This window comes from Micromonospora sp. NPDC049274 (assembly GCF_040678875.1).
Lineage (GTDB): Bacteria > Actinomycetota > Actinomycetes > Mycobacteriales > Micromonosporaceae > Micromonospora.
In genome coordinates this window covers 219735-236800 of the sequence record NZ_JBFAQS010000007.1, presented here as the reverse complement: position 1 = coordinate 236800, position 17066 = coordinate 219735, and the positions used below count along the sequence as shown (strand labels likewise).

Genomic DNA, 17066 nt, shown 5'->3' with positions numbered 1-17066 from the left:
TCCGCGCGGTGGTACGACCTCGCTGCGCAGGCCGTTGGCAGACCCTCAGACGACCAAACGTCCGATGTGTTTCGGGAAGATTACTCCGGTGTCACGCAATAGGCAACGGTCGATCGCCGGGAGGATCACCGGCGGCGGGGACGCCTCTTGGCGGAGACGAATGAGGGGTGCCGGCCACTCCGGGCACAGCCTCGACCTGAGCGCAGGGAGGCAGCGCCACCGGCACGGCGTCAATACATCTGATGAATTCTCACGACAGTCGAGGCGGGTGCCACCACGTCGGCCTCGGGGGCGATCAGGCGACCGTCGACGCGTTCACTCGGGTGGCGTCGCCCCCGACTGCTCGCTCACCAGGTACGTCGCGTACCAGTCGGGCCAGTTGTCGTCCCGCTCACCGGTGCGCTCCTCGTGCTGGCCGTGGGCGGCGGCCGCGCGGCGCAGCGCGCTCGCCAGGTCGCTCGCGGACGCGAACGACGTCACGCCCTCGACGCTGTCGACACGCGGCGTGGCGCTCGCGTCGCCCTGCCCAGCCTTCGGGCTCATCGTGGCCTCCTGGATCGGGTGCGGCACTTGCCATCGGCGATCACCACGCTACGTGCCGCTCGGGCGCCGGGTGCGGCGTTTCCGGCTTCAGCGGGGTGCCGCCCTCGTCGCCCTGCGCACCCCGAACAGGGCGACGAGGGCGAGGAGGATGACGGCGACGGAGTACTCGTCGGCGGTCCTCGGCAGGCCACCGGCGTAAACCACGAGGAAGCCGGCGATCACGGTGGGAAGGCCGAAGCCGACGTAGCAGACGACGTAGAGCAGCGACAGCACGCTCGCGCGTTCGTGCGCCTCGACCAGCGGCATGATCGTCTTGAGGCTGCCCTGGAATCCCCCACCGAAACCGACCCCGCCGAGCGCGAGGCCGACGAAGAATCCGGGCACGGACTGGGCCATCACCGACACGACCGTGACGACCATGCCCAGGATGAGGGCGACGATCCCGGTCAGGATCACGGTCCGTGCCGCCGTGTTGCGCAGCACCAGAACGGCGACCGACCCGAAGAGTGCGAAGACGAAGAGGACCAGACCGGCGACCACGATCGACGTGTCCATGAGGCTGCGCACGAGCGCCGGGCCGAGCGCTCCGAAGAAACCGGCCAGCGCCCAGACCGCGAACAGCACCGGAACGACTACCAGCACCGGCCCGCGTACCGAGCGGGGCAGCCTGACCTCCGGCCGCAGGCTCTGTCGGGCGCCCGCCATCGGCGTGACCGTCTCCGGCATCAGGGTGACCCCGACGGCCTGGATCAGCAGGATCACGATGAGGACGACGTACACCAGCCTCGTCGGCGCGGGCAGGTATCGGATGAGCAGCGCCGAGAGCAGCGCGCCGCTGCCGGTGCCGAGACCGGGGGCGATCGAGTTCGCCAGGGTGCCGCGCGCACGGTCGATGTCGAGCATGGCGGCGCCGACGGCGCCCGTGGCGGCCCCGGCCGCGAGCCCCTGCACGAGGCGGGCGGCCAACAGCGCGGGGACGCCGTTGGCGAGGACGAAGACGACCAGCGAGAGGATCTGCACGGCGATCGCGACTGCCAGGACCGGACGCCTGCCGACATGGTCGGACAACCTGCCGAAGATGAGCAGCGAGGCCAGCACCGCGAGCGCGTAGACCGCGAACACCAGGGTCGTCGTGACCGGCGAGAAGTGCCAGCGCTCCTGGTAGATCCCGTAGAGCGGGGTCGGCGCCGCCGACGCGGCCAGGAACGACACCAGGATCGACGCGAGCAGCACGAGGGAGACGGTCGGTGGCAGTCGTGGCCGCCCCGCGATCGACATGTCGGTGCTCCTCCGGCTGCGCGGCACTGGGTGTGGGGCCGCAGCCGCGTACCCGCTGTGCCGCGTCGCATGCCGACCCGGCCTACTCCTCGGGACGCGGTCCGAGGTGCTCGCGCAGCGCCGCCGCGATGTCGCCGGCCGCGCGGAGCTGATCCGGTGCAAGAGCGTCGACGAACAGCTCGCGGATGGCGCGCAGGTGCGGGTAGGTCGCCTGCGCGAACGCCTCCGCCCCGCTCGGCGTGAGGTGCACCTCCGCCCCACGGGGCACTGTCGCGCACTCCTCGCGACGAATGAGCCCGCGCCGTTCCATCCGCCCCAGGTGGTGCGAGAGCCGACTCCGTTCCCAGCCGATGTGTGCGGCCAGAGCGGACGAGCGCATCCGCTGGTCCGGCGCCTCGGTGAGTGCGAGCAGGACGGCGTAGTCCCCCGACGAGAGGGAAGAGTCGAGCTGGAGGCGTGCGGCGACCCGGGAGGTGAGCACCTCCGTCGTCTCGACGAAGTCCCGCCAGATCCGCAGCTCCTCCGCGGTCGGCAGCTGGCGGCCCCTCCGCCGCTCGGGTGTGGCGCTCGCCATGCGGATCTCCCGGGGAATTGACGCGTCAATCAGCAGGTTAGCATGATTGACACGTCAACCGAGCTTCCCAGTGGTTGGCGGCGAGGATCGCCGAGGAGGAGACATGACGGCGGAAGGCTTCGAACTGGGGCTCAACTCGTTCGGCGAGGTGGCCACCGACGGCGACCGGACCCTGAGCGACGCCGAGACCGTAAGATTGCTCGTGGACGAGGCCCGGCTCGCGGAGTCGGTCGGGCTCGACGTGTTCAGCCTGGGTGAGCACTACCGGGAGGGCCACAACGACTCGGCCACACCCGTCCTGCTCGCGGCGATCGCGACGGCGACCGAGCGGATCCGCCTCGGCACCTCGGTCACGGTGCTCAGCACGAACGATCCGGTGCGGCTCTACCACGAGTTCGCCACCCTCGACGCGGTGAGCGACGGCCGCGCCCAACTGGTCCTCGGTCGGGCATCGGCCACCGAGTCGTTCCCGCTGTTCGGCTACGACCTGGCGGACTACGAGCGGTTGTTCGAGGAGAAGCTGGACCTCTTCCTACGGCTCCAGCGCGAGGAGACGGTCACCTGGTCCGGGACGGTGCGCAGTCCCCTGGTCGCCCAGCGACTGCATCCACGGATGCGACCGGGTGGAATTCCGACCTGGATCGGCGTCGGCGGGAGCCCCAACTCGGTGGTCCGCGCCGCCCGTCACGGGCTTCCCCTCATGCTCGCGATCATCGGGGGGCGTCCCCAGCGGTTCGCCGGCCACGTCGACCTCTACCACCAGGCGCTCGAACAGTTCGGGCAGCCGGCGCAACCGGTCGGTCAGCACTCGCTCGGCCTCGTCGCGGACACCGACGAGGAGGCGGTGGAGACCTGGTGGCGGTACTGGCAACCGACCGTGGCGCGGCTCGCCGAGGAGCGCGGCTTCTACAAACCGGACCGCGCGCGCTACGAGGCCGAGATCGACCATGGGGCACTTTTCGTGGGCTCACCGGAGACGGTCGCCCGCAAGATCGCCACGATGGCCCGTGACCTGCGGTTGAGTCGGTTCGACCTGAAGTACGACATCATGCACCTGCCTCGCGAGGCACGGGCGCGCACCATCGAGCTGCTGGGCAGCGAGGTCGCGCCGCGGGTCCGGGAGCTGTTGGCGAAGGAGCCCACCAATGTCTGATCTCGTGTTCGGCCTCGACACCTTCGGTGACGTACCGGAGGACGACTCCGGCAGGCCCGTGTCGCACGCCGCCGCGATCCGGCAGGTCGTCGACGAGGCGGTGCTGGCCGACGACCTCGGCGTCGACGTCATCGCCCTCGGCGAGCACCACCGTCCGGAGTACTCGGTGTCGACGCCGGAGACGGTGCTGGCGGGCATCGCCACTCGTACCTCGCGGATCCGACTGTCCTCCGGTGTGACGGTGCTGAGCTCGGACGATCCGATCCGGGTGTTCCAGCGTTTCGCCACCGTCGACGCCCTGTCACACGGCCGGGCCGAGGTCATCCTCGGCCGGGGCTCGTTCACCGAGTCCTTCCCCCTGTTCGGCTACGACCTGGCCGACTACGACGTGCTGTTCGAGGAGCGGATCGAGCTGTTCGCGAAGCTGCTCGACGAGCAGCCGGTCACCTGGAGCGGCACCACCCGCGCGCCGCTCAAGGACGCCGACGTCTTCCCAAAGACGGAGTCGGGGCACCTCACCACCTGGGTGGGCGTGGGCGGCTCACCACAGTCGGTGGTGCGCACCGCCCGGTACGGCCTGCCGCTCATGCTCGCCATCATCGGCGGCGCTCCCGAGCGTTTCGCGCCCTACATCGACCTCTACCGCCGGGCGGCCGACCAGCTCGGCACCACCGCGCACCCGGTCGGGATGCACTCGCCCGGCTTCGTCGCCGACACCGACGAGGAGGCCAAGGAGCTGTTCTGGCCGCACTACCGGGTCATGCGGGACCGGATCGGCGCGCTGCGGGGCTGGCCACCGATCCGCCGTACGGAGTTCGACTCCGAGGTCGAGCACGGCTCGCTCTACATCGGCTCGCCGGAGACGGTGGCCCGCCGGATGGCAAAGGCCATCCGCAGCCTGGGCGTCGGTCGGTTCGACCTCATCTACACCGCCGGCGCGCAGCCGGTGAGCGCCCGCATGCGCGCCGTGGAGCTGTACGGCTCCCGGGTGATCCCCATGGTCCGCGACATCCTGGCCGGCTGACCCGCCGGCCGCCACCCTGGAAAGGACGACATGTTCGACAGCGCCACCGACCCACCCCGGACCCTCGCCATCCTCGGCGCCGGCAAGGTGGGCACCGTACTCGCCCGGCTCGCGCTCGCCGCCGGCTACCGGGTGTTCGTCGCCGGCTCGGGTGACCCGGCGAAGATCGCGCTGACCATCGAGGTGCTCACGCCCGGGGCGGTGGCGACCACCGCCACGGACGCCGTGGCCGAGGCCGACATCGTCATCCTCGCCCTCCCGCTGGGCAAGTACCGGGCGCTCCCCGCCGAGGCGCTGCGCGGCAAGCTGGTCGTCGACGCGATGAACTACTGGTGGGAGGTGGACGGCATCCGCGACGACCTGACCGACCCGCGCACCTCGTCCAGCGAGATCGTCCAGGCGTTCCTGTCCGGCTCGCGGGTCGTCAAGGCGTTCAACCACATGGGTTACCACGACCTCGAGGACGAGGCGCGGCCGCCCGGCGCGGCCGGCCGCAAGGCCATCGCGATCGCCGGTGACGACGAGACGGACCTCGCCCCGGTCGCGTCCCTGGTGGACGCCCTCGGCTTCGACCCGGTCGTCGCCGGACCCCTGGCCGAGGGGGTACGACTCGAACCGGGCAGCGAATTGTTCGGCGCGAACGTGAGCGCCGACGAGGTGCGCGCGATGCTCGACCGCTTTCCCGCATCGGAGCGGGGCCGAGCCGTCGCCACCGCGCGAGCCGGCGCGAACGGCTAGACGAGTAACTCCCCATTCACGGCGGGGCCGGGGTTGCGGCGAAGGGCGCTGGCCCACGGGTAGTGAAGCACCCGCACCCGCAGCCGCGGCCCGGGCCCGGATGTCTCAGTCGTCGAAAGCGGTACGGGGATCGAGACGGTGGCCCCGCTCGTGCTCGGCGGTGAAACCGTCCGGGCCGAGCGCCTCGATCGCGGCGTCCCGCACGGCGGCGAGGTCGGCCGCGTCGTCCGGGTCCGGCACCTGACCGAGCGCCGCGAACGTCGCGTCGGCGAGGCCGACCATGCGCGCCGCCCGCGCGTGATCACCCTCTGCCGAGGCCAGGGCCGCGCCGGCCACACAGACGTACGGCACGAAATCGTCCCACCCCTGGAGGAACACGCGGGCACGGCTGACCCCGAACAACCTCCTCGCCTCGGCGAGGTTGCCGAGACCCAGCTCGCAGAAGGCCAGGTTGTGCGTCTCCGAGTTGACGATCTCCGGCTGGCCCAGAGCCTCGTTCAGCGCGATGCTCTCCCGGTACAGGTCCCGCGCCCGCGCCAGGTCGCCGGCCATCCGCGCCACCGCGGCCAACACGTGCCGCGGCCGTTCCTCTAAGGCGCGATCACCGGAGCGCACCGCGACGTCGAGTGCCTCCCGGGCCCGCGTCTCACCGAGCGGCAGGTCACCGCCACGAATCGCCACCCGGGCCAGGCTGTACCGGGCCTCCACCTCGCCCGCCGCATCGCCGACCGCCCGGGCCCGCTCGATCTCGGCGGTGCTCATCCGCACCACCGTGCCGGTCTCACCACGCCGGAAGGCCGAACGGACGTCGTCACTGAAGCTCACGAATGGCGCCCTCTCGTGCGTCGTGCCCGGTCGCGTCGGCGCGGTGTTCCCGCCGCGGCCCGGGTTGCCTCCGCCCACCGTCAGGCACGGAAGGCGGTCCAGTTCTCCAGGAGGCGGAAACCCATCGACTCGTACAACGGCCGGCCGAGCGCGCTGGACTGCAGGTACGCCGCATCCGCGCCGGCCGCGACGCCGTCACGCAGCACCTCCTCGGTGAGCACCCGACCCAGACCGCGACCCCGCGCACCGGGGAGGATGGCGATGTTGAACACGCCGACCACACCCCGGGTCCACATTCCGAGCCCGGTCCCGACCGGCTGACCGGCCTCCTCGCACAGGTAACCGACGATGCGCTCGGCGTCGAGCACGTCGCCGCCCATCAGCGATCCGAACAGACCGTCCGGGACCTCGAACCCCCTGGTGAGGACGTCCGTGTACCGATCACTCTCGGCCGCGCCGACCCGCCGCACCAACTCGCGCCGCGCCGGGTCGGCCCGGAAGACCAACTCGTCCGCCATGCAGCCCAGCAGCGGCAGCTCACTGCGTTCCCGGAGCCCGTGCCGGCCGGCGAGATCGGCAACCGCGCCGCCCGCCGCGCTCCGGGTCATGACCGACCACACAGGCGCCTGCCGGCCCACCTCGGCCGCCAGCTCGTCCAGCGACTCCAGATCCGGCTCCGGCGACAGGTCGTAGGCGACGTTCAACGTCGCCGCGCCCGCGTGGGTCACCGCGCCGCGGGCAGTGCCCCGCTTCGCGTACCAGCCCTGCGGAGTTGCCCCGCACAGATCCTCGATGGCTTCGTCGTACGCCGTCGCCATCCGCTCGGCGATGGTGTTCATGGCCCTCCCCCGGACGATCTCCACCGAAGCCAGAAAGATAGCCGCAGGGGCGTGACCTGCGCGAATCGAGGTCCGGCGGAGCGCAGGCTGGATCAGCTCGGGTGGGCGTTCCGCCCGCGCCACCACAGCCGGTGGCGGAGGCCCTGGCTGGTGGCGCCGTGGAAGATGATCATCACGACCACGCCGATCAGGCCGAGCAGTGGGGTCACCAACCAGCCGAGCACCCCGGTCAGGCCGTAGAGGACCAGGCCGACGATGGGGCGAGCCTCCTGCACCCGGACCTGCTCCTGGTCGACGGTGTCGGCACGCAACGCCGGGTGGCGGCGCACGTAGGCGAAGAGCACCCACCAGGGCGCGGACATCAGCGACGCGGCGAACGCGTACAGGACGACAGCCACGCGCAGGTCGTCGGTGTTGCCGTCGGCAAGCGCCGAAGCCAGGACGGCGGTCGGAAACGGGATGATCACCACGCCGAAGAGGATGGCGAGATTGATCGAGCTGAAGGCGGCTGTGGTGCCCCGGACCAGCTGGAGCACCGCGTGATGGTTCAGCCAGAGGACGCCGACATAGATGAACGACACGACGAAGGCCAGATAGGACGGGCCCTCCCCAAGCAGCCCCTCGGCCAACCCACCCTCGTGGAACTCCGGGACCCGCAGATCCAACACCAGCAGGGTGATGACGATGGCGAACACACCGTCGCTGAATGCCGCCAGGCGACCCGCGTCGGTCACCGCGGGACCGCCATCGCCCGCCTGGGTACCCTCTTGAGCTGCGGACATTGCCGTACGCTAACAGCCGGCGAACCGCTCGCGAGCACGATTGCCGCGACCCGTGCGGGCGTCCTTCGTAGACCGACGCGTCGGGCGGGAGCGGCCCTTGCCGCCCCCGCCCGTCCCGGTCGTCAGGAGGCGTACGTCTCGAACTCGCCGACCCGCGGCGTACCGCTCGAGCTGTTGATCTTGAAGGTGATCTTGCTCAGTGCCGTCGCGGAGAAGGTAATCGCACCCGCGCCGCTGCCGGAGGCCAGGACGGCGCCCGTGTCGTGGTTGACGAGTTGCCAGGAACCGATGGAGCCCTGGGTCCCGGAGGGCTCCCGGATGATCACCCGGGACACCCGGGTAGCGGATCCCCACTTGATCGAGATGGACCCGGTCGACCCGGCCGGCGACCACCAGGTGCTGTTGTCGCCGTCGCGCACGTTGCCGTAACTGGTCCCGCTCGCCTTGCTGGAGCCGTCGGCGCCGGCGCCCAGACTGAGGTTGGTCCCGCTGGTCGGCGGAGGCGTGGTGGGCGGCGCGGTGGTCGGTGGCGCAGTGGTCGGTGGCGGCGTCTGCGGCGAGCAACTGCCGTCGGAGACCCGCAGGCCGGTATTGGGGCCGGCCGTCTGACGGACGACGTCCGGCACGCAACTCGCCGCGTCGAGGCGGTACGCGTACGGGATGCTGACCGTGGTGGTGGACGTCGGGTTGGGGCCGGCGGGGTAGTTCTCGCTGCCGGCGCTGGACCAGGTGACGTTGTCGAAGGTGTTGCCGCTGACCTGCCAGTAGCCGCGCTCGTTGGTGTAGAAGGTGCCCAGGACGTCCTTCGAGTTACGGAAGTAGTTGTTCTCCACCTTGGCTCGGGCGCCGGCCCGGGAGTTGATGCCGGACTCGTGCAGGCTGACGTAGTGGTTGTTGTAGATGTGCGCGATGCCGCCGCGCAGCAACGGCGCACGGGAGTCGATGTTCTCGTAGAGGTTGTGGTGGAAGGTGACGAACCCGTTGGAGAGGTCGCTCTCGCTGGACCCGATGAGGCCGCCACGACCGGAGTTGCGCAGGATGCTGTACGACAGGGTCACGTACTGGGTGTTGTCCTTCATGTCGAAGAGGCCGTCGTAGCCCTCCGACTCCCCGCCGGACGCCTCCAGGGTGACGTGATCGACCCAGACGTTGCGCACCGTGCTCTCCATGCCGATGGCGTCTCCACCGTTGGAGGTCGGCGAACCCGACTTCTTGACGTTCCGGACCGTCACGTTCTGAATGATGATGTTGCTGGAGTCCCGGAGGTGGATGCCCAACTGGTCGAAGACCGCTCCGCTGCCGACCCCGATGATGGTGACGTTGCTGATCTGCTTGAGCTCGATCACGCCGTCGGCGGTGTTACAGCTGGATCCCGACACCTTGCTGGTGTTGCCGTGGTTGATCGTCCCCGTGACCTCGATGGTGATCGGGGTGCTGCTGCTGGCACGCCCGCAGAGCGCGGCGTGGATCGCGGTGCCCGTGCTGGCCCGTACCGTCTGCCCGCCCGCTCCGCCGGTGGTCCCGCCGTTCTGGGTGGCGTAGCCGGTGGCGGCGCCGGCCGCCGCCGACGCGTGCGGGGTGGACAGTGTCACCCCGACCGCGACCCCGACAGCGGCCGTAACCACCGCCGCCTGAAGTCGCAGTGCGACTGGTCGTCTCATCTCGCGTCTCCTTCATCGTCGTTTCGATGTGCCGACGGCAGCGGCGATCGACGCGCCGACCCTCCTCGGGGACGCGAGTCAGGTCGATCACTGTGCATTGACGGCAACAAATTGCCCGCTAATCGCCGAAACCTTCGTCGCCCTGGCGTGCGCGGCGAAACCGCTGCCCAAGCGGCACGTCCACCGGAGGCGTATCCCGACACGCGCCGCCCGGCTCGGGGGAGGAAACATCGACGTAACGCAATCGTAGGAAAGCGGTTTCCCTTCGGCAAGGGCTAGCGTTTGCAGGTTTTTTGCAGACGTCGGTCAGACGGGGGCCACCGACCCGGGTCAGCACCCCGCCTCACCACGTTCGCCTGACCACGTTCGCCTGGCCGCAGATCCAGCCGAACCGGTGCCGCCGACGACGTCCCGCGCATCGTCCGAGCGGGCGGGCAACCCGCGAGGCATTGACACACACCACTCGACGAAATAAATTCCGGGCAACGAGAAACTGTTTCGTGCGCTCGCCGTGCGGCACTCACCCGCGAGCCTGCGAATGAGCAGCGAGGCCGGTCCGATCCATGGCCGGCCGGCAGAGGAGGGTGCCGCAGTCCCGCCGGGCCCGTTCGCCGCACCATCGCCGTCCTGCCGCCGCTCCCGCATCCGCGACCGGCGACACGCGGCTCGGTCCGGTGCCGACGTCCCGGTCGCCACACCGGCGCTCCCCCGGTGATCCCTCGCCCTTGATGAGGGCTGGCGGTCGACGGCCGCCACCACCACCTCAGGAGAAGTCCGAATGAGAAAACGAAGAGTGACCAACGCCGCCCTGGTGTCGGCCGGCGCCGTCCTACTGGCATCGACGGCGGTCGCCCTGGCCGCACCGGCCGGAGCCGCCGCCGCGGGTTGTTCGGTGAACTACGCCGTGTCGTCGCAGTGGCAGGGTGGCTTCGGCGCGAACGTCACCATCACCAATCTCGGCGACGCGGTCGGCAGCTGGACGCTCACCTGGTCCTACAGCGCCGGCCAGACGGTCACGCAGGCGTGGAACACGACTCTGACCCAGAGCGGCGCCGCGGTCACCGCCAAGAACGTCAGCTACAACGGGGCCATCCCCACCAACGGCACGGCGTCGTTCGGGTTCAACGGCTCGTGGACGAGCAGCAACCCCGAACCGGCCAGCTTCGCGCTGAACGGTGTGACCTGCACCGGCGACACGACGCCGACCACCCCGCCGCCCACCACGCCACCCCCGACGACACCGCCGCCGACCACGCCACCCCCGACCACGCCGCCCCCCACCACCCCGCCGCCCACCGGGCCCGCGGACATCACGGTGAACGGCGCCACCAGGTACCAGACGGTCGACGGGTTCGGGGCCGCACAGTCCATCTGGGGCAGTGCCTGGTCGACGACCGACACCCAGACGCTGGTCGGGATGGGCCCCAACCAGCTCGGTCTGTCCATCGTTCGCACCGGCCTCTCGCCGGTGTCCAGCGAATGGGCGACCCACGTGAGCTCGTTGCAGACGGCGAAGTCGTACGGGTCGAACGTCAAGATCCTCGCCTCTCCCTGGACGGCGCCGGCCGCGTGGAAGACCAACAACAGCCGAACCGGCGGCGGCAAGCTGAAGACCGACTACTACGACGACTACGCGAACCATCTGAACAGCTACGTCCAGTACATGCGCGGTCAGGGCGTCACCATCGACGTCACATCGGTGCAGAACGAGCCGGACTGGCACCCGGACTACGACTCGATGGACTGGAGCGGCACCGAGCTGCGCACCTTCGTCCGGGATCAGGGCACGAAGGTGCAGAACAGCAAGCTGATGGTCGCCGAGGCGGTCAACCTGAACTACGGCTACACCGATCCGACCCTGAACGACGCGACCGCCCGGAACAACATCGGCTACATCGGCGGTCACCTGTACGGCACCGAGGACTCGGGCCGGCTGAAGCCGTACCCGTTGGCCCAGCAGTACAACAAGCCCGTGTGGATGACGGAGTGGAACTACCACGAGGCGGACGGCAGCGGCTCCAACATCTGGGGCAACCCCGCCAACCAGGCCGTCTGGGACGAGACGCTCGACGACATCATGCGTACGGTGCACAAGTCGATGGAGGCCAACTGGAGCGCCTACATCTGGTGGTACGGCAAGCGCTACTACTCCTTCATCGGCGACGGCGAGGCGGCCTACGGCACCACGGCGGGCGCTCCGCTCAAGCGCGGGTACGCGTTCTCGCAGTACGCGAAGTACGTGCGGCCCGGCTACCAACGCGTCGCGCTGACCAAGAGTTCCAAGGCCTCGCCGCTGGAGGTGACCGCCTACCAGGGTGACGGGAAGATCACGCTGGTGATCCTCAACCGGTCGAACAGCGCGGTCAACAACGCCGTGATCCAGGCGCCGCAGAACGTCAGCAAGGCCGAGTACTACCTCACCTCGCAGAACGCCAACGCGGCCAGCCAGCCGACAAGCGTGAACGGAGGACAGGCCACCATCAACGTCGGCGCCCGCAGCATCTCCACCCTCGTGTTCACTCTCTGACCGTGTCGACGTGGCGTGGGGGTGTGCGGGATCGTGCCCACCCCCACGCACCACCGCGTCAGCGCGTGGGACCACCACCGCGCCGACGTCGGAGTACGAGGTCCCCGACCGCGTCGCGCCACTGCGGATGGTCGAAGGTGAAGCCGGCAGCCGAGAGCCGGCCAGGGGCGACCCGCCGGCTCTTCAGCAGCAGCTCGGTGTCCGAGCGGAGCACGAATGCGCCGAGCTCCGCCATCGACCTGGTGGCCGGCAGACCGACAGGCATCCGCCAGGCCGACCGCAGCGCCCGCATGAACTCGCGCTGGGGCAACGCGCCGGGTGCGGCCAGGTTCACCGGCCCGGCGAGGTCGTCACGGTCGATCAGAAAGCGCACCGCGCGAACGAAGTCCCGGTCGTGGATCCACGAGACGTACTGCCCACCGCCCGCGACCGGGCCGCCGAGTCCGAGCCGCGCGAGCCAGCTCAGCACGTCGAACACGCCACCGCGGTCGGGGCTCATCACCATGGCCGAGCGCAGCGCGACCCTGCGCGTGTGGGGAGTCGCCGTCCGCTCCTGCGCGGCCTCCCAGTTCTGGGCGATCCTGACGCTGTACGACCAGTACCCGGGAACGCCCTCCTCGCCGCCGCCGAGCACACCACCGCCCTCGTCGTTGGCCGCGTCGAAGCGGTGCGCGTAGATGGTGGCGGTGCTCATCTGGAGCCACACCCTGGGTGGCCGGACGGCCTCGGCGATGGCCTCGCCGACGACCCGCGCCGACTCCACCCGTGAGCGCATCATGGCGTCGAGGTTCTCCGGGGTGTACCGACAACTCACACTCCGCCCGGCCAGGTTGATGACCACGTCGCTGCCGTCGATCTGGCTGGCCCAGTCGCCGAGCGTGGCGCCGTCCCAGCGAACCTGACGCGCGCCGCTCGGCGAGCGGGTCAACACCACCACATCGTGGCCCTGGGCCGTCAACTCCCGATCCAGGATCGCGCCCACCTGCCCCGTGCCGCCTGGAATGACGATTTTCATGCTCGGTCCGCGACCGGCACTCGTTTTTGAACACGTTCAACCATGAGTCGAGCGTACGACGGGATGGCGGGCGGATCAAGATCGAACAATGCGACTCCCTCCCGGCGGGGAGCGACCTCCCCGACCGGAGGGGATCGCTCCTGCCGGCGCCCCGCGAGGATCGGACGCATGACGACATCGGCAGCGCGCGGCAGGGGCAGCGACCTGGCCTACGCAGTCCTCGCCTGGGCCGTGGCCTACGGCGGACTACGTCTGGCGTGGACGGTCGGCGAGGCGCCGGAGTTCCCGCCGTTCGGGTCCGACCTGCTCGGTTTCACCGGTTGGTGGTCGGTGGGCCTGTGCCTGGGCACCGGCGCGGCGGCGGTGGCGCTGGCCCGGGCGACGACCTGGCGGCCGGTACTGGCGGGATTCGCGTGGACCCTCGGCGGGGCGCTGGTCGCGGCGGCCGCGATCCTGCTGCCGGAACTGGTGAGTCTCCTGCTGTTCGCTCCCGGCCCGTCGTTCGACCCGGTGGCGTTCGCGAGTCGGCTCGGGTGCGTCACCGGAGCGGCCCTGCTCGGCCTGGCCACCGCCCGCTATCAGCGGCGCACCCGGGGCGACTGTCCGGACTGCTGCCGCACCATCCCACCCGGTCGACGGCGCTCGGTACCGGCGCCGTGGGCACGCTGGGCCGCGTACGTGGCGGTGGCCGGCCTCGTGACCCGGTTCGCGGCCCAGGTCGTGGTGGACCTCGACGGCCTCACGCGGGACGCCTCGATGATCGGGTTGGAGATCGGTCTCGTGCTGGCCGGGGCGCTGTTGCCGCTGGCGCTGGTGCGGCACTGGGGTGAGGTCTGGCCGGGGTGGGTGCCGCTGCTCGCGGGCCGCGCGATTCCCCGGCGGTTGTTGCTGGTGCCCGGCTTCGGGCTCGGGGCGGGCATCGTGGCCTACTTCGGCATGGGGCTGACGCAGGTGGCATCGGGATCCGAGAGTGAGTTCTCCGACGCGTTCCTCTGGGTGGCCATGTCGGCGTATCTCCTCCTGGGGCTCGGCCTGCTCGCCGCGTCCGCCGACTACCACCTGCGCACCCGCGGCGCGTGCCGCTCCTGCGGTCGCTGACCGAGGCCATCCCGGCGGGACGGCCGACACCCGCCGGCCCGGTGTCAGCTCGTGTCGCGGTCGTTGACCCCCCGCCGGCGGGGCGCTGAGGGCCGCCGGAAGGGTTCCTCGCGGGCCGGTACCGTCCGCTGGCCCCGTACGGTCGCGCGTGGCGCGGGTGGGACCGACAGCCGCGACGCCTCGCCGGTCTCCGCGAGCAGGTGCTCGGTCTCCTGCACCAGATAGTGCGGTCGCCGCTTGGTCTCGTAGTAGATCCGGCCGATGTACTCCCCGATCACACCCAGGATCGTCATCTGGATGCCGCCGAGCCCGATCACGCTGACGATGATCGTGGTGTAGCCGGGGACGTCGATGCCCTTCTCGACGGCGTCCGCGACCACCCAGGCCATGTAGACCAGTGCGATGAGGGTGAGGAACATTCCACCGTAGATCGCCAGGCGCAGTGGCCTGTTGTTGAACGACAGCAGGCCGTCGAACGCGTAGTTGAAGAGCTTGCCGAACGTCCACCTGCTCCGCCCCGACTGCCGGGTCTCGTTGGGGTGGGCCACCACCGCCGTCCGGAAGCCGATCCAGGAGAACAATCCCTTGGAGAACCTGTTGTATTCCGGCATCGCCAGGATCGCGTCCACGGCGAGGCGGGACAGCAGACGAAAGTCGCCCGCCCCGTCCTGCAGGCGCACGTCGATCCACCAGTTGATCATGCGGTAGAAGGACCGCGAGGCGACCATCCGCACGAACCGGTCACCGCGCCGGTCCCGGCGCGCGATCACCTGGTCGAAGCCCTGCTGGTACAGCAGCACCATCTCGGGCAGCAGACGCGGCGGATGCTGCAGGTCGGCGTCCATGATGACGACCGCGTCGCCGGTGGCCCGCTGCAACCCGGCGAGCATCGCCGCCTCCTTGCCGAAGTTGCGGCTCAGCGACGTGTAGCAGACGGTGGGGTCGGCGGCGGCGAGCCGGCGCAGCGCCGCGAGGGTGCCGTCCTCGCTGCCGTCGTCGACGTACACCACCTCGACGTCCACGTCGGGCAGCTCGGCGAGGGCGGCACACACGGTCTCGTGCAACCGCTCCACCGACTCTTCCTCGTTGAAGCAGGGCACCACGACGGACAATCGCACAGTCGTCACCCCATCCGGCCCGTACGCGGGCAGCCACCGACGCCGGCCGACCCGGCGCCGGCGCGGTCAGAGGTGGTAGACCAGCGTGCCATCGAGATCCTCCCGAGTGATGCCCAGCCCGTCGAAGGGCCGGGCCGCGATGCCGTCCCACGGCGTGCCCGCGGCGCGGCTCGGCACGACCACCACCGACCGCACGCCTATCCCCCGCAGGTACGCCACGCTGCCCGCATCGGGGAACGACGCCACAGCCGTCCGGGTCTGCGCCTGGCTCACCGGCTCGAACCCGGCCAGACCGTTCGTCACGCGGGGGAACCCGTCGGTCGTCCACAACATGTACGTCAGATCGCCCAGCCCGCCAGCCGGCAGCACCAGGATCGGGTCCTGCACCGTGCTCATCGCGGCCGGCGGCTGCGGCACGGTCGGGTGGGGTGTCCGGTTGACGCCCTCCAGGGTGACCACTGTCAACGGCACGAGCAGGACCAGCGGCGTGAGGATCCGCGTCCACTGGCGGGGTGAGGACTCGCGCAGCGATTCGGCCAACGCCGTCACCGCTCCGGCGGCCAACACCGCCAGCAGCAGGCTCGTCCAGTGCATCATCCGCCCGGGGGTACGCAACGCGTCCCAACCCGGCAGGAGCGTGGACAGGGTCAGGTACCCCGGATCGCCGTCGCCGCCGAGCGTGGCACCCAGGCCCAGCAGCACCGTGCCGAGCACGCCGAGCCCCAGCGCGACGCGGTGCCGGATGGGATACGCCGAGAGGAACAGCCCCGCGGCGGCCAGCCCGATCAGCATCATGCCCGGCAGCAGCGCCATCTCCGGCGGCCAGGACAGCTGTTCACGTGCGGCGGCGTGGCGCTCGCCCCACAACCACGAATCGGCCGGCGCGGTGACGAAGCCGATCAACGGAGGCGAGAACATCTTCGTCCAGTCCAGCGTCCGCTCGGCCTGCGGGTTGAGGTCGACGACGCGCAGGTAGACCATGCCCAGCAGCAGCGTCACCACGCCGAACGCACCCCCACCGAGCAGGTCGGCGAGCAGCAGCCGCCGGCCGAACGGCGGGCGCTCCCGCCGCCTCCACCAGGACCAGCCGTAGCAACCCGCCGCCACCAGGACCGTGGCCAGCAGGAAGTACACCAGCGGCAGGCCGATGCCGAAGCCGAGGCTGACCTGCCAGGCGGCGACCAGCCAACCGGCCAACGCCCAGCCGGGCCGTCGCAGCTCCGGCCGGTACCCGTGACGCAGCGACCAGCCGTGACCACGGGCCAGCATGGCCAGGGACAGCGCGATTCCGGCGCTCGACAGGATGTTCAGGTGCCCGGAGTGCGCCAACCGCCAGGGCGCGTACGCCCACGCGATCGCGGAAACCGCGCTGCCCCACCGGTTCGCACCGAGCTGCCGCGCCAGGGCGTACGCCCCGAGGGACGCCAACGCGTGCAGCAGCACGTACAGCACGTTGTACCGGATCACGGCGGCCTCGAAGCCGGAGCCGAGCAGCCCGATCGGCGCGTAGCCGAGCAGGGTGTCGCTGTAGGCGTACGTGTATTTCTCGGGGTAGAACGTGTTGGAGTTCCAGAGGTCGGCCGGGCTGCTGAGCAGGGCGTGCCCCGACCAGGCGACCTGCCACGCCTGCAACAGCGGGTCACCCAGGTCGCCGGGGATCGTGCTCGCGGGATGCCGCAGTGTCGGCCAGGTCAGCACCGCCGCCACCAGCAGGCTCGCCAGTACCGCCACAGTCCATTCGGATCGGGCCCAGCGCCATCGACCCCAATCGGCCGGCGGCCGGTCGTCGGAGGTCGGCTCGGGCGGCACGTTCTCCGTGGTCGGTGGCGGGGTGGCGGACCGGATAATCATGAAATAGATGCTCTCCAATAGTTCTGGCCTTGTCCATCCG

General features: G+C 70.4%; 15 protein-coding genes. 5 read left to right on the top strand and 10 right to left on the bottom strand.

The features are described from left to right. Positions 1–315: 315 nt before the first annotated feature. From AB0K10_RS16085 to AB0K10_RS16075, 3 genes are all read right to left on the bottom strand, one after another. The gene (locus tag AB0K10_RS16085; RefSeq protein ID WP_363684037.1) at positions 316–543 is read right to left on the bottom strand and encodes a hypothetical protein; all 228 of its coding nucleotides are present in this window, start codon (positions 541–543) and stop codon (positions 316–318) included. Positions 544–630: 87 nt separating this feature from the next. Continuing rightward, positions 631–1821: an MFS transporter gene (locus AB0K10_RS16080; RefSeq protein ID WP_363684035.1), complete on the bottom strand. Its 1191-nt coding sequence runs from the start codon at positions 1819–1821 to the stop codon at positions 631–633. Positions 1822–1903: 82 nt separating this feature from the next. Next, positions 1904–2395 carry a MarR family transcriptional regulator gene (locus AB0K10_RS16075; protein ID WP_363684033.1) on the bottom strand — a complete coding sequence of 164 codons (492 nt, stop codon included), beginning with the start codon at positions 2393–2395 and terminating at the stop codon, positions 1904–1906. Between the two features lie 103 nt (positions 2396–2498). On the opposite strand from AB0K10_RS16075, the gene AB0K10_RS16070 reads away from it, so the two are divergent. From AB0K10_RS16070 to AB0K10_RS16060, 3 genes are read left to right on the top strand one after another with little or no spacing between them, the layout of a single operon-like run. After that, complete coding sequence (locus tag AB0K10_RS16070; RefSeq protein ID WP_363684031.1) at positions 2499–3548, top strand: LLM class flavin-dependent oxidoreductase; 1050 nt, start codon at positions 2499–2501, stop codon at positions 3546–3548. Beyond that, positions 3541–4572 (top strand): LLM class flavin-dependent oxidoreductase, encoded by a 1032-nt coding sequence (locus AB0K10_RS16065; RefSeq protein WP_363684029.1) that lies wholly within the window; start codon positions 3541–3543, stop codon positions 4570–4572. The genes AB0K10_RS16070 and AB0K10_RS16065 overlap by 8 nt, the downstream gene beginning before the upstream one ends. 30 nt (positions 4573–4602) lie before the next feature. Beyond that, positions 4603–5310 (top strand): NADPH-dependent F420 reductase, encoded by a 708-nt coding sequence (locus AB0K10_RS16060; protein WP_363684027.1) that lies wholly within the window; start codon positions 4603–4605, stop codon positions 5308–5310. A 105-nt stretch (positions 5311–5415) separates the two neighbouring features. Here the strand turns inward: AB0K10_RS16060 and AB0K10_RS16055 are convergent, their stop codons facing one another. From AB0K10_RS16055 to AB0K10_RS16040, 4 genes are all read right to left on the bottom strand, one after another. Continuing rightward, positions 5416–6135 (bottom strand): tetratricopeptide repeat protein, encoded by a 720-nt coding sequence (locus AB0K10_RS16055; protein WP_363684025.1) that lies wholly within the window; start codon positions 6133–6135, stop codon positions 5416–5418. An 80-nt stretch (positions 6136–6215) separates the two neighbouring features. After that, positions 6216–6974, bottom strand: a complete 759-nt coding sequence (locus AB0K10_RS16050; protein WP_363684024.1) for a GNAT family N-acetyltransferase — start codon at positions 6972–6974, stop codon at positions 6216–6218. A gap of 92 nt (positions 6975–7066) precedes the next feature. Further along, positions 7067–7756, bottom strand: coding sequence for a TMEM175 family protein (locus AB0K10_RS16045; RefSeq protein ID WP_363684022.1), 690 nt, complete (start codon positions 7754–7756; stop codon positions 7067–7069). Between the two features lie 122 nt (positions 7757–7878). After that, entirely contained in the window at positions 7879–9417 is a 1539-nt protein-coding gene (locus tag AB0K10_RS16040; RefSeq protein WP_363684020.1) for a polysaccharide lyase family 1 protein, read from the bottom strand. A gap of 778 nt (positions 9418–10195) precedes the next feature. Between AB0K10_RS16040 and AB0K10_RS16035 the strand changes: the two genes are divergently transcribed. Then, positions 10196–11944, top strand: a complete 1749-nt coding sequence (locus AB0K10_RS16035; protein ID WP_363684019.1) for a cellulose binding domain-containing protein — start codon at positions 10196–10198, stop codon at positions 11942–11944. A 58-nt stretch (positions 11945–12002) separates the two neighbouring features. On the opposite strand, the gene AB0K10_RS16030 is transcribed toward AB0K10_RS16035, so the two are convergent. Then, positions 12003–12959: a DUF1731 domain-containing protein gene (locus AB0K10_RS16030; protein ID WP_363684017.1), complete on the bottom strand. Its 957-nt coding sequence runs from the start codon at positions 12957–12959 to the stop codon at positions 12003–12005. 168 nt (positions 12960–13127) lie between these two features. Here AB0K10_RS16030 and AB0K10_RS16025 point away from each other — a divergent pair, with 168 nt between their 5' ends. Then, complete coding sequence (locus tag AB0K10_RS16025) at positions 13128–14057, top strand: hypothetical protein (protein ID WP_363684015.1); 930 nt, start codon at positions 13128–13130, stop codon at positions 14055–14057. A 44-nt stretch (positions 14058–14101) separates the two neighbouring features. Here AB0K10_RS16025 and AB0K10_RS16020 read toward each other — a convergent pair whose 3' ends face one another. Both AB0K10_RS16020 and AB0K10_RS16015 read right to left on the bottom strand, forming a co-directional pair. Next, complete coding sequence (locus AB0K10_RS16020) at positions 14102–15184, bottom strand: glycosyltransferase family 2 protein (protein WP_363684013.1); 1083 nt, start codon at positions 15182–15184, stop codon at positions 14102–14104. Between the two features lie 57 nt (positions 15185–15241). Further along, complete coding sequence (locus AB0K10_RS16015; RefSeq protein ID WP_363684011.1) at positions 15242–17026, bottom strand: hypothetical protein; 1785 nt, start codon at positions 17024–17026, stop codon at positions 15242–15244. Positions 17027–17066: the final 40 nt, after the last annotated feature.

Bases quoted from the DNA above. Each gene is read 5' to 3' on its own strand.
- AB0K10_RS16030 (WP_363684017.1), bottom strand. From the start codon at position 12,959: ATGAAAATCGTCATTCCAGGCGGCACGGGGCAGGTGGGCGCGATCCTG.
- AB0K10_RS16045 (WP_363684022.1), bottom strand. From the start codon at position 7,756: ATGTCCGCAGCTCAAGAGGGTACCCAGGCGGGCGATGGCGGTCCCGCG.
- AB0K10_RS16025 (WP_363684015.1), top strand. From the start codon at position 13,128: ATGACGACATCGGCAGCGCGCGGCAGGGGCAGCGACCTGGCCTACGCA.
- AB0K10_RS16040 (WP_363684020.1), bottom strand. From the start codon at position 9,417: ATGAGACGACCAGTCGCACTGCGACTTCAGGCGGCGGTGGTTACGGCC.
- AB0K10_RS16015 (WP_363684011.1), bottom strand. From the start codon at position 17,026: ATGATTATCCGGTCCGCCACCCCGCCACCGACCACGGAGAACGTGCCG.
- AB0K10_RS16050 (WP_363684024.1), bottom strand. From the start codon at position 6,974: ATGAACACCATCGCCGAGCGGATGGCGACGGCGTACGACGAAGCCATC.
- AB0K10_RS16035 (WP_363684019.1), top strand. From the start codon at position 10,196: ATGAGAAAACGAAGAGTGACCAACGCCGCCCTGGTGTCGGCCGGCGCC.
- AB0K10_RS16085 (WP_363684037.1), bottom strand. From the start codon at position 543: ATGAGCCCGAAGGCTGGGCAGGGCGACGCGAGCGCCACGCCGCGTGTC.
- AB0K10_RS16065 (WP_363684029.1), top strand. From the start codon at position 3,541: ATGTCTGATCTCGTGTTCGGCCTCGACACCTTCGGTGACGTACCGGAG.
- AB0K10_RS16070 (WP_363684031.1), top strand. From the start codon at position 2,499: ATGACGGCGGAAGGCTTCGAACTGGGGCTCAACTCGTTCGGCGAGGTG.
- AB0K10_RS16075 (WP_363684033.1), bottom strand. From the start codon at position 2,395: ATGGCGAGCGCCACACCCGAGCGGCGGAGGGGCCGCCAGCTGCCGACC.
- AB0K10_RS16080 (WP_363684035.1), bottom strand. From the start codon at position 1,821: ATGTCGATCGCGGGGCGGCCACGACTGCCACCGACCGTCTCCCTCGTG.
- AB0K10_RS16060 (WP_363684027.1), top strand. From the start codon at position 4,603: ATGTTCGACAGCGCCACCGACCCACCCCGGACCCTCGCCATCCTCGGC.